The sequence below is a fragment of the Flavobacterium fluviatile genome, from assembly GCF_010645065.1.
GTDB classification, from domain to species: Bacteria; Bacteroidota; Bacteroidia; order Flavobacteriales; family Flavobacteriaceae; genus Flavobacterium; species Flavobacterium fluviatile.
The window spans coordinates 122,504-134,462 of record NZ_JAADZW010000004.1 but is presented as its reverse complement, the minus strand read 5'-3'; the positions used below and the strand labels follow the sequence as shown (position 1 = coordinate 134,462).

Here is an 11,959-nt window from a genome sequence, read left to right as displayed (position 1 = left end):
ACCTACTATAAAAGTATAAAAAGTATCTTTGTAACTCTAAAAAATAAATACATGTTTTCAAAATTAGCATATTCAGTTTTCGAACAAAGCATCAGGGATTATCATCAGTTTGATAGTGTTGACCAACCGATAAATAATCCTTTCCCAAAGGATAAATTTGAACATTTATTGTATTTGAAAAACTGGATTGATACTGTTCAGTGGCATTACGAGGATATTATTCGTGATCCGCAAATTGATCCTGTGGCAGCTTTAACTTTAAAAAGAAAAATCGATGCTTCAAATCAGGAAAGAACTGATATGGTAGAATATATTGACAGCTACTTTTTGCAAAAATACAGCCATATAAAAGCTAAGGACGGAGCAAAAATAAATTCTGAAAGTCCCGCCTGGGCATTTGACAGATTGTCGATTCTGGCATTAAAAATTTATCACATGCAGGAAGAAGCTACACGTGCTGAAGCGACTGAGGAACACAGAGATAAATGTCAGGAAAAATTAAACGTCCTTTTAGAGCAGAGAACAGATTTATCTACAGCAATTGAAGAATTACTGACTGATATCGAAAATGGGGATAAATTCATGAAAGTGTACAAACAAATGAAAATGTACAATGACGATGAACTGAATCCGGTTTTATATCAAAATAAAAAATAATTTGGCAGACTTGTCCACCAAAATCAAGCACATAGCCGTCATGAGACTATCCGCAATGGGAGATGTCGCCATGACGGTTCCTGTTTTACGGGCTTTTGTAAAACAATATCCAACAGTTAAACTGACTGTCATTTCGCGTCCGTTTTTTAAACCTTTCTTTAACGGAATTCCTAACTTAGAGTTTTTTGCTTTTGATGAAAAAGAAAGACACAAAGGATTTTCCGGACTCTTGCGATTATTCGGTGATCTGAAAAAACTTAAAATTGATGCTTTTGCAGATCTTCATAATGTTTTGCGATCTAAGGTTGTGAGTTTACTTTTCGCTTTAAGCGGAAAAAAAAGAGCAATTGTTGATAAAGGAAGAGAAGGGAAAAAAGAATTGACCCGTGCTGAAAACAAAATCTTCAAACAATTACCAACCATGTTTGAAAGGCACGCAAAAGTATTTGAAGAACTGGGTTTTCCCTTAGATTTATCAAATCCTGAGTTTCCTGAAAAAGCCATTTTAAGCGCTGAAATTACAGATTTAATTGGAGGGAATTATCAAAAATTAATCGGAATTGCACCTTTTGCACAATATGATTCTAAGGTTTATCCGATAGATTTAATGGCAGAAGTTATTTCGATTCTGGCACAAAATCCAAATTATGAAATATTACTTTTTGGCGGAGGAAAAAAAGAAATTGCGATTTTAGATTCACTTTCAGAACCGTTTGAAAATGTAATTAATGTAGCCGGTAAAATTAAATTCCAACAGGAATTAAAACTGATAAGCAATCTGGACGTTATGCTTTCTATGGATTCCGGGAACGCACATATAGCTGCAATGCTGGGTGTAAAAGTGGTAACGCTTTGGGGCGCAACACATCCATACGCCGGATTTTTGCCATTTAACCAAAGTTTAGAAAATGCTTTAACTTCAGACAGAAAGCAATATCCTAAACTGCCAACTTCTGTCTACGGAAATAAAATAGTTGAAGGTTACGAAGATGCAATGAGGACGATTTTGCCATCAGCAGTGATACAAAAAATCCAATCCTTATTATAATTGGAATTTTTGTATAATTTCAAAAATGGGATTTTGGCCCATGAGTTTTTCTCAGATTTTTAAAATCATCAATAATATTATTTCCAACATTAAAACCAAAAGAATATTTACGGGTTGTAATTATAGCATTTCCGTTTAGATAAGCAGGTTTATAAACATCAGGAATGTTTTTTATTATTTGTTCGAGCTCGTTGCAAATTTCTGCATTAGGCGCAAATGCTTTTACATTTATGATTTTACCTTTATCATCTATTTGAAACGAAAAACGGATATTGATGACACCAACAAGTTTTGTTTTATTTCGGATAGTTCTTTTAAAATTATTAACTACAAGATTTTTAATGCTTTGATTCATGCAATCGTATAACTCTTTTGAATTTGATGATTCACAATCCTTATCAAAAACAGGTGGTGTATGAACAGACGGTTTATCGCTAGACACAATTATATTTTTGTTAAATCTATTAATTATTATAGGATAGCCGTAAGAATCTATTGAATTTACAGGTTTTATATTTAATTTTTCAAATGGAAATTTTTTAAAAACCCCAATAAGTTTATCATTAAGTTCTGATGTATAAGCATTGGTTCTAAAATTTATTGGTTTGCCTTTTTTGTCAATATTAAAATAGATACTAATCGGGGCTTTTAGGAGAAGAATTTTATCAAGTTCTTCGACACTTATATATTTTTTAAAATGAAGTGCCAATTCGGTATTTTGGTTTAGAAATTCGTCACTTACATTTAAAAAACTTTCTTGATATTGATTCACTTCCTCTTTATATTTTTCATTGTCAGATTCTATTTCAAGAGAAATGGTTTTTTCATAAACAAAGCTGGTTGGATTACCATTACGGGTAGCTGGAATTTTGGCTTTTGGAAAGATTGCTACTACCCGATTTAATTCTTTGGTCAAACTATCTGTTGGCGCTTTACAATTTACCTGTTCAATTTCCCCTTGTTCGTTTACTGAGAATTTTACACGTAAATTTAATGATCCTAATACCTTTGCTTTTTTAATTTCGACAGATGAAATATTATTTGCTACATGTTCAGAAATTTTGTTCAGAAGGCAATTGGATAGTTTCGTTTTATTTACAGCAGATTCACATCCTTCAAAAACAGGAAGTTTATCAAAGACAACATTTGTGCTGCAATTAATAATCATTTTATCTCCTTCTGTGGAAAGAATCTGTAGCGTATAAGTGTTCAGTTGATTTTTTTCGGGAATATTTAAATCTTCAATATTATAATTTATAAAGGCTTCACGAATATTTTTGTTTAATTCTGAGTATGGCGAATTGACAATAATATTGGTTATTTTGTTTTGTGGGTCAATTTTAAAAGTCAGATAAACGAATTTTTTGGTTTTTATTGTATCGTTAATTTTATAATGGCTAAGTAAATCAGAATGAATTCTTTTTGAAAAATATTTAGAAAGTATATTGTTTTTATCAGGTTTTGCATAAAAAGCAAATTCCTCATATTTATTGATAAACGTCTCATATTCGTTTTGAGAAAAAGTAATTGTAGAGTAGATAAACAAAAACAAAAACGAAAAGTATTTCATAAGTTAATTATTTAGAGCCGTAAATGTATGAAATCACTTTATAATTTTGTTTCGAATAAAATTTAAAATTTGTTATTAAACGGTGAAAAAAAATTTCCAAATTCCAACATAAAAATTGGGATTTGGAAATTTTTTATTTTTTAGAAATTTCAATGATTATACATCATCAAAATCTACATAAATAGTTTCAGATGTTGGATGTGCCTGACAGCTAAGTACCAAACCATCAGCAATTTCTTTATCGGTTAAGATTGAGTTTTTCGTCATTTCTGCACTTCCCTGAGTGATACGGCAGAGACAGCTGCTGCAGATTCCGCCCTGGCAGGAATATGGAGCGTCGATGCCTTGTTTTAAGGCTGCGTCCAGAATAGTCTGTTTTTGGGACATTTCAAAAGTAACTTCGTCATCATCAACCAAAACAGTAATTTTTGTATGTCCTTCTAGTGACGCCTTGATTTCCTGTTCCTGAGATGAAGAGGTAAAAAGCTCAAATTTGATAGCGGAATCTTTTACGTTCTTTTCTTTTAAAATTCCGGAAACTGTATTGATCATTTCTTCAGGACCACACAAATAAAACTTATCAAATTCTAATTCTTTGTGCTTGTTGTTCAATACAAAATTTACAGCCGATTTGTCGATTCTTCCAAACAAAGCATTTTCGGCTTTGGCCTGGCTAAATACATAATGTACAAATAAGCGTCCTACATATTGTAGCTGAAGGTCATGTAATTCCTGATGAAAAATAGTTTCTTCAGGAGTTTTGTTTCCGTAAACCAATACAAAAGTACTTTTTGGTTCACTTTTTAAAACCGATTTTATAATAGAGAGAACCGGCGTAATTCCGCTTCCGGCAACAAAAGCTGCGTAGTTTTTTTGTCTTTCAGCATCCGGTTCAAAAGTAAATTTGCCTTCCGGCTGACCAACTTCAAGAACATCTCCGGCCTTTAATTTTGTATTTGCAAATTGGGAGAAAAGACCATTTTTAACTGCTTTTACAGCAATTCGCAATTCTCCGCTTTCAGGGCCTGAGCAAATGGAATAAGCGCGACGGATTTCCTGATTGTCAAGAGTTAATTTTAAGTTTATATATTGTCCGGCAATGAATTTATAGTCCGGTTTTAGTTCTTCAGGAACATTAAAAAGGATGGAAACAGCATCTGTAGTTTCGCGTTTTACCTCTTTAATTATGAGTTTTAAGAATGAAGGCATGATATGATATTTTATGCAAAAGTAGCAAACAGCAGCTAATTGAAAGGCACCAAACTATTTTTTTTAACTTTTTTTGTAACGTTTCGCTAAATTTGATCTCTTACTACAAAACTGAAAACCAAAGAACCATGATTAAAAAGTTTATTTATCTCGAATGGAAAGCCTTTACCAGATCAGCATCATTTGGTGCAAATCTGGCAATGAAAATTTTAATAGGTTTTTTGATGGTGTATTTCTCCCTTATTTTTATCGGAATGGGAGTGGGATCGTTCTACATACTCAAAAAAATGAATCTAGAACCTTTGGTTACCATCAACAAATTTTTGATTTATTATTTTTTATTTGATTTAGTGATTCGTTTGTTAATGCAGGCCATTCCGGTATTAAATATTAAACCGTTATTGGTACTGCCTCTTAAGAAACCTGCAATTGTACATTTCTCTTTGGGCAAAACAGCAATATCGTTTTTTAACTGGGCGCATGCTCTGTTTTTTGTTCCTTTTTCGATCGTATTATTTGTTGAAGGCTATGATGTTTTGGGAATTCTTTTTTGGCTGATAGCTGCTTTTTCAATAGTATATATCAACAACTTTTTGAATATTATTTTGAGTAATATTGATAAATTATTTGTTGTTTTTGTCGGAATTGCTTTGGCTTTAGGTGTTGCACAATATTATAAATTATTTGATATTACTTCTTTCACAGGACCGGTTTTTCAGTCATTTTATGCTTCTAAAGGATTATTCTTAATTCCGCTTCTGGCATTAATTGGCTTATATATTTTTACATTCAAATATTTTAAAAACAATTTATTTTTAGACGCAGGCCTTTCTAAAAAAGAAGATATTGCGACAACTGAAAACCTTGTATGGTTAAATCAATTCGGTACTTTAGGCACATTTCTTAAAAATGATATTAAGCTGATTAAAAGAAACAAAAGATCCAAAACGACAATTTTTATGAGTATTCTCTTTTTGTTTTACGGATTGATCTTTTTTGGTAATTCGCATCAGCCTGAAATCATGTACATTTTTGCCGGAATATTCGTTTCAGGCGGTTTTTTATTTGTTTTCGGGCAGTTTGTACCAAGCTGGGACAGTTCGTATTATCAACTCATGATGACCCAGAATATTCCGTATCGGGGATACATCACTTCAAAATGGTGGCTGATTGTTATTGCAACTTTTATTTCTACAATCTTAGCATCATTTTATCTTTTTTACGGATGGGAAGTTTACCTGACGATTGTGGTTGGTGCAATTTACAATATTGGAGTCAACTCACATTTGGTACTTCTTGGCGGAGCATTTACCAAAACACCAATTGATTTAAGTAATGCCGGAGGTGCTTTTGGAGATAAAAAAGCATTCAATTTAAGTGCTATGCTATTAACACTGCCAAAATTATTATTGCCATTAGGACTTTATGGAACCGGGCTTTATTTGGGAGACAAAACCCTTGGATTATTGCTGGTTGCAGGAGCAGGGGTTTTAGGTTTTGTATTTAGAAATACCGTTTTTTCTATAATTGAAAAAAGATACAAAATCGAGAAATACAGCACGATCAGCGCTTACAAACAGAAGAGTTAGTAATTAGAAATGTGGCAATTTGATAATTTTTATCCGATTGAAAATCAATTAAACAAATTAACAATTAAACCAAAAGTAATGATACAAGTAAACCAACTTTCAAAAATATATAACGGAACTACAGTTTTAAACATAAATAATCTTGAAATTCCAAAAGGACAAAGTTTTGGCTTAGTAGGAAATAATGGTGCTGGAAAAACTACTTTTTTCAGTTTATTGCTGGATCTGATTCAGCCTTCAACAGGAAATATTACAAGCAATAATATTCAGGTCAATACAAACGAAAACTGGAAATCTTTTACAGGCTCATTTTTAGATGAAAGCTTCCTGATCGGTTATTTAACTCCAGAGGAATATTTCTATTTTATCGGAGATTTGCGTCATCAGAATAAAGCAGATGTTGACGCTTTATTAGCGCAGCATGAAGAATTTTTTAATGGTGAAATTTTAAAGAACAAAAAATACCTGCGTGATTTATCAAAAGGGAATCAGAAAAAAGTTGGAATCATTGCCACACTTATTGGTAATCCTGAAGTGATTATTCTCGATGAGCCTTTTGCCAATTTAGATCCAACCACAGTAAGCCGGTTAAAAAAAATCATAAAAGAACTGGCCGAAAATCCAAATATTACCGTTCTGGTTTCGAGTCATGATTTGCAGCATACAGTCGAGGTTTGCGAAAGAATTGTAGCTTTGAATAAAGGGGAAGTTGTAAAAGATATTCAAACCTCAAAAGAGACCTTACAGGAGCTGGAATCGTTTTTTGCGGTTTAAATTTCTATATTTCAAAAAGAAGCGTATTTTTACCGGTCATATACTAAAAAACCTTTTTAGAAGTTAATTGATTTAAACTCTTTTCTATTGAAAAAGAATGCGCTGAAATATAGTTTTCCATTTGTTTTTATATTTTTTTTGATAGCCTGTTCTACCAAAAGAGACACTTTTTTGGCAAGGAATTCTCATGCTTTAAGTACAAAGTATAACATTTTGTACAACGGTGGAATTGCTTTGGATAAAGGGTTAGCAACGATAAAAGGAAATGATCAGGACAATTTCTGGGAAATGCTTCCGATTGAAAAAATGCAAATCGATGATGATGTTTCTGAAAAGGAAAAAACCAAAAATCCTGATTTTGAACTGGCTGAAACCAAAGCAACAAAAGCAATTCAGAAACATTCGATGAATATTGGCGGGAGAGAGAAAAATACCCAGATTGATGAGGCTTATTTAATGCTCGGAAAAGCACGATATTACGACCAGCGTTTTATTCCCGCACTTGAAGCATTCAATTATATTTTATACAAATATCCAAACAGCAGTAATATTTACACCGCTAAAATCTGGCGTGAAAAAACCAACATGCGTTTAGGAAATGATGCAATTGTAATAAAGAATATAAAACTTTTATTAAAAAATACAGATTTAAAACATCAAACATTTTCTGATGCAAATGCTTTGCTGGCTGAGGCTTTTTTAAATCTGGAGCAAAAAGACAGTGCTGTTAGCAGACTTAAGATTGCTGAAAAATTTTCAAAAATAAACGAAGACAAAGCCCGATATCGTTTTATTCTGGGGCAAATGTATCAGGAAGCAGGAAAAATTGACAGTGCTACATATTTTTATGACGGTGTAATCGATATGAACCGTAAAGCCGATCGAAAATATATGATGCAGGCTTATGCCAAAAAAGCACAACTGTTTGACTATGAAAGCGACAATGATACTATATTTTTAGAAACGTATAATAAGCTGGTAAAGGATCGTGAAAACAGACCCTATTATGATATTCTGTTTTATGAAATGGGCGTCTTTTATGATAAAAGGAAACAACAGGAGAATGCGTTAGAATTTTATAATAAATCATTAGACAGAAATTCAAAAGATTCTTATCTGGAGGCTTCGACTTATAGAAATATCGGTAACATGTATTTTAAAAATACAGATTATACTATGGCTGCCAAATATTACGACAGTACATTAGCAAAATTGAATCCCAAAACAAGGGAGTTTGCTTTTATCGAAAAAAACCGAAAAAACTTAGACAACGTTATTAAATACGAAGGAATTGCAAAACGCAATGATAGTATTATTAAGGTAAAAGGCTTACCGGATTCAGAAAGAAAAGCCTATTTCGAAAATTATATCGCAGAATTAAAAAAGAAAGACGAAGCTAAACGAATCTTAGAAGAAAAAGAGAAAGAACGATTAGCAAATATCGAACTAAACACAAATTCAAACAATGCACCGGAAGCTGTTAATCCTCAGTCAGCAGGAAATGGTTCCCCTGTAGGTGCAACCGGAGCATTCAATCCTCCATCAGGAAACGATGCTGCAAGTACTTTTTATTTTTATAATCCATCAACGGTTGCTTACGGTAAATTACAGTTTAAAAAAATGTGGGGCAACAGAGCCTTAACAGGAAACTGGAGATTATCAGCTTCAAGGTCTAATGCAAATACAGCATTGACAGATTCAATAAGTATAAAACAGGATTCTATAAATGCTTTGAAAGATTTAATTGTTATCGAAAAATATACAACAGATTTTTACGAAAAACAACTTCCAACTACTCAGATTGCCATGGATAGTATTGGTAAGGAACGCAATTTTGCTTACTATCAGTTAGGTTTAATTTATAAAGAAAAATTTAAGGAATACGATCTGGCCAGTGGTAAATTTGAGCAATTGCTTCGTAATAATCCGGAAGAAAAATGGATTTTGCCATCCATGTACAATTTGTATAAAATGTATCAGATTACCAATCCGGCAAGAGCAGAAAGGATAAAGTCTGATATTACAGCCAATTACCCAAATTCGAGATATGCCCAGATTTTAAACAATACAAATCCAGAAAACGGTTCAAATTTGTCACCTGAAAAGGAATATGAAAAATGGTATAAATTATTTCTGGATGAACAGTTTGACGTAGTATTGGACAATATCGACAACTTAATAAATCAATATTCAGGAGATGAGATTGTTTCCAAATTTGAATTGTTAAAAGCCAATACGTTAGGAAAAGTGAATGGTTTGGCAGCCTATAAAAAAGCCATGGAAGAAGTTGCTGATAATTATCCAAACAGTGAAGAGGGTAAAAGCGCACGTGAACTTTTAGAAAAACAGATTCCAACACTCGAAAAACTTGATTTTACTAATGTCGATGGGAAAAGCTGGAAAATTTTATATTTAGTTGATAAAAACGATACGAAAACAGCTAAGAAAATTGAAGAAGCGATTAAGGTTTTTTTACTAATTGAGAACTTTGAAAGATTAACCACTTCTTTTGACAAATACAATAGAACCGAAAGCTTTTTTGCAATTCACGGTATAAAATCTGAAGCTTACGCAAGAGATGTTGCAGGAGTTTTAAGAGATGATGAAAAATATAAAATCTCATATCCGTTCATTATTATTTCAAGTGAGAATTATAAAATAGTTCAGATGAAGAAAAATCTTCAGACATACTTAGCGCCAAAAACTCCATAATCATGTTTGAAAAAGCAAAAAAAAGCGGAACAGAACTTTTAGGAAAAACCAACCGAATTGTTGAAGGAACTTCTATCATTGGTGATATAGTTTCTAAAGCTGATTTCAGACTGGATGGAGAGCTGATCGGAAATTTTACTTCACAGGGAAAATTAGTTATCGGACCATCAGGCGTTTTAAAAGGAGAAATTATTTGCCACAATGCAGATATTGAAGGAGAATTTCAGGGAAAACTAAAAGTTTTAGAAGTTCTTAATATAAAAGCAACCGCACGTATTCACGGTGAAGTGGCAGTAGGAAAATTGTCTATCGAGCCAGGAGCTGAGTTTACGGCTACATGTACAATGCTAAATTCCAATCCGGTGATACTATTAGAAGATGGAAAAGGAACCGAATAAAAAACAAAGGAATAAATGGATTGCACTCATCAATATTCCGATTCAAATGGGTGTTATTATTTTTTTGTTTTCATATTTAGGAACGTGGCTGGACGAAAACCATCCGAGTCCAAAAATTTACTATAATAAGATTTTAGTTATGGTTGGTGTAGGTCTTGCTCTGTATAACGTTATTCGACAGGTGAACGAAATCAATAAAACAAAGTAATTTTACTTTTAAAGAGCTTTAAATAAATATTGCATCTTTGCATAAAATTATTTTAAAATGCCTTTAAAAAATTACAAACCTCTTTTATATTTATTTTTTATCATCTTCTTTACCTATATAATACATAAGGTAGCTTTTTATTTTTTAAAAGTCAACGACAGTAATTTTCATTACAGCCTGGAAATTTTGTATTTAATCTTTTCAGTATTTGCGACAATTTTATTAGTGGTACTATTAAAGCTTGAAAAGGATAAATTTGACAGCATAGGAATGTTTTTTATGTTGGGAACTTTTATTCAAATGTTTTTGTCCTATTTAATATTAAAGCCAATTTTATCCGATAAAATTCATAACGTATCTGTTGAAAAAACTAACTTTTTTGTAACATTTATTTTGTTTTTGTTATTTGAGACGCTTTTAACTGTCGGATTATTAAATAAAAAGCTATAAAACAGTGATTCTGTATAATAAGGTTCAAAAATAATTTTTTATATCCTTTTTAATATTAATAAAAAATGTACCTTTGCACCAAATTTTAGAAACGTAAAAAATAAGATTTTCCACGATATGGTGATTTCACACAAACCACTCAGATTTATTCTTGCAGCTTTAATAGCTTGTCTTCCACTAATGAGCTTTTCAAATACTGAAAAAGACTCAGCGCATGTTCAAACTGAAGAAGCTCATGGAGCCGTTTCAGAAGGACATCATACAGAACCGACAGATGTTAAATCTAAGATTAAGGCATTTATTGGTCACCACGTTCTGGACTCTCATGATTTTACTTTAACTCAGGATGATGAAACTGGTAAATATTATGGTTTTCCATTACCGGTTATAATTTGGGATAATGGCCTTCATATTTTTTCTTCTTCAAAATTTAATCATGGTCATTCAGTAGCGGAATCAAATGGTAACTATTACGCGATAAATCACCACGATGGAAAAATTTACAGAACAGATGCTACGGGAACAATTTCAGAAGATGAAAAAACAGGTCACCCAACAAATGTTCGTCCTTTAGACTTTTCAATTACAAAAACGGTACTTTCTATTATGGTTGCCGCTTTGTTAATGTTCTGGTTATTTACAAGCTTGGCAAAATCATATGCTAAAAACGGAGGAATTGCTTCTGGAGTTGGTAGAATTTTTGAACCTTTAGTGCTTTTTATTCGTGATGATGTTGCAATTCCAAACATTGGAGAAAAACATTATAAAAAATACATGAGCTATTTGTTAACAATTTTCTTCTTTGTATTGTTTTTAAATATCTTCGGATTAACGCCACTGGGAATTAACGCAACAGGAAACTTTACAGTTACGTTTGCTTTAGCAATCCTTACTTTCTTAATAACAAACTTTTCAGCAAATAAAAATTACTGGGGTCACATTTTCTGGATGCCGGGAGTTCCAAAACCAATGCGAATTATTTTAGCACCGATTGAGTTGTTGGGGGTTTTTATTAAACCATTCTCGTTAATGATTCGTTTGTATGCAAACATTTTTGCTGGTCACATCGTATTAATGAGTATCATTGGTTTAATGTTCATTTTTAAAAGCTGGATCGGAAGTACATTATCATTCGGATTATCATTTGTACTTTCTATACTTGAAATTCTGGTAGCATTTTTACAAGCCTATATTTTCACAATGCTGTCTGCACTATATTTTGGTTCAGCAGTAGAGGAGCACCACCACGAAGAGGAGGGACACCACTAAAAATTAGATTTCAGAATCCGGATTTCAGATTTGCAAAAATCTAAAGTCTAAATCTAAAGTCTAAAAATCAAATTG

The 11,959-nt window shown here is 32.3% G+C and carries 11 protein-coding genes; 9 read left to right on the top strand and 2 right to left on the bottom strand.

All coding sequences use genetic code 11. The annotated features are described in order from the left end of the window. Positions 1-51: 51 nt before the first annotated feature. Both GXM17_RS07270 and GXM17_RS07265 read left to right on the top strand, forming a co-directional pair. Positions 52-657, top strand: coding sequence for a DUF4254 domain-containing protein (locus tag GXM17_RS07270; RefSeq protein WP_163398633.1), 606 nt, complete (start codon positions 52-54; stop codon positions 655-657). Between the two features lie 40 nt (positions 658-697). Next, positions 698-1,705, top strand: a complete 1,008-nt coding sequence (locus GXM17_RS07265) for a glycosyltransferase family 9 protein (protein WP_163398632.1) — start codon at positions 698-700, stop codon at positions 1,703-1,705. 19 nt (positions 1,706-1,724) lie between these two features. Here the strand turns inward: GXM17_RS07265 and GXM17_RS07260 are convergent, their stop codons facing one another. Continuing rightward, positions 1,725-3,275, bottom strand: a complete 1,551-nt coding sequence (locus GXM17_RS07260) for a hypothetical protein (RefSeq protein WP_163398631.1) — start codon at positions 3,273-3,275, stop codon at positions 1,725-1,727. Positions 3,276-3,431: 156 nt separating this feature from the next. After that, positions 3,432-4,484 (bottom strand): ferredoxin--NADP reductase, encoded by a 1,053-nt coding sequence (locus GXM17_RS07255; RefSeq protein ID WP_163398630.1) that lies wholly within the window; start codon positions 4,482-4,484, stop codon positions 3,432-3,434. A gap of 128 nt (positions 4,485-4,612) precedes the next feature. On the opposite strand from GXM17_RS07255, the gene GXM17_RS07250 reads away from it, so the two are divergent. From GXM17_RS07250 to atpB, 7 genes are all read left to right on the top strand, one after another. Beyond that, the gene (locus GXM17_RS07250; protein WP_163398629.1) at positions 4,613-6,073 is read left to right on the top strand and encodes a DUF5687 family protein; all 1,461 of its coding nucleotides are present in this window, start codon (positions 4,613-4,615) and stop codon (positions 6,071-6,073) included. Positions 6,074-6,151: 78 nt separating this feature from the next. Next, positions 6,152-6,847 carry an ABC transporter ATP-binding protein gene (locus GXM17_RS07245; RefSeq protein ID WP_163398628.1) on the top strand — a complete coding sequence of 232 codons (696 nt, stop codon included), beginning with the start codon at positions 6,152-6,154 and terminating at the stop codon, positions 6,845-6,847. A gap of 87 nt (positions 6,848-6,934) precedes the next feature. Beyond that, positions 6,935-9,559, top strand: coding sequence for a type IX secretion system periplasmic lipoprotein PorW/SprE (gene porW / locus GXM17_RS07240; protein WP_163398627.1), 2,625 nt, complete (start codon positions 6,935-6,937; stop codon positions 9,557-9,559). A gap of 2 nt (positions 9,560-9,561) precedes the next feature. Continuing rightward, positions 9,562-9,957 (top strand): bactofilin family protein, encoded by a 396-nt coding sequence (locus GXM17_RS07235; protein ID WP_163398626.1) that lies wholly within the window; start codon positions 9,562-9,564, stop codon positions 9,955-9,957. Beyond that, a complete protein-coding gene (locus GXM17_RS07230) occupies positions 9,938-10,165 on the top strand; it encodes an AtpZ/AtpI family protein (RefSeq protein WP_163398625.1) in 228 nt (75 codons plus the stop codon). Before GXM17_RS07235 ends, GXM17_RS07230 begins: the two co-directional genes overlap by 20 nt. A gap of 57 nt (positions 10,166-10,222) precedes the next feature. Then, positions 10,223-10,615 carry a hypothetical protein gene (locus GXM17_RS07225; RefSeq protein ID WP_163398624.1) on the top strand — a complete coding sequence of 131 codons (393 nt, stop codon included), beginning with the start codon at positions 10,223-10,225 and terminating at the stop codon, positions 10,613-10,615. Between the two features lie 117 nt (positions 10,616-10,732). Then, positions 10,733-11,884: a F0F1 ATP synthase subunit A gene (gene atpB, locus GXM17_RS07220; RefSeq protein WP_163398623.1), complete on the top strand. Its 1,152-nt coding sequence runs from the start codon at positions 10,733-10,735 to the stop codon at positions 11,882-11,884. Positions 11,885-11,959 lie beyond the last annotated feature (75 nt).

Coding starts and splice junctions, on each gene's coding strand:
- GXM17_RS07270 (WP_163398633.1), top strand. CDS start 52: ATGTTTTCAAAATTAGCATATTCAGTTTTCGAACAAAGCATCAGGGAT.
- GXM17_RS07265 (WP_163398632.1), top strand. CDS start 698: ATGAGACTATCCGCAATGGGAGATGTCGCCATGACGGTTCCTGTTTTA.
- GXM17_RS07260 (WP_163398631.1), bottom strand. CDS start 3,275: ATGAAATACTTTTCGTTTTTGTTTTTGTTTATCTACTCTACAATTACT.
- GXM17_RS07255 (WP_163398630.1), bottom strand. CDS start 4,484: ATGCCTTCATTCTTAAAACTCATAATTAAAGAGGTAAAACGCGAAACT.
- GXM17_RS07250 (WP_163398629.1), top strand. CDS start 4,613: ATGATTAAAAAGTTTATTTATCTCGAATGGAAAGCCTTTACCAGATCA.
- GXM17_RS07245 (WP_163398628.1), top strand. CDS start 6,152: ATGATACAAGTAAACCAACTTTCAAAAATATATAACGGAACTACAGTT.
- GXM17_RS07235 (WP_163398626.1), top strand. CDS start 9,562: ATGTTTGAAAAAGCAAAAAAAAGCGGAACAGAACTTTTAGGAAAAACC.
- GXM17_RS07230 (WP_163398625.1), top strand. CDS start 9,938: ATGGAAAAGGAACCGAATAAAAAACAAAGGAATAAATGGATTGCACTC.
- GXM17_RS07225 (WP_163398624.1), top strand. CDS start 10,223: ATGCCTTTAAAAAATTACAAACCTCTTTTATATTTATTTTTTATCATC.
- atpB (WP_163398623.1), top strand. CDS start 10,733: ATGGTGATTTCACACAAACCACTCAGATTTATTCTTGCAGCTTTAATA.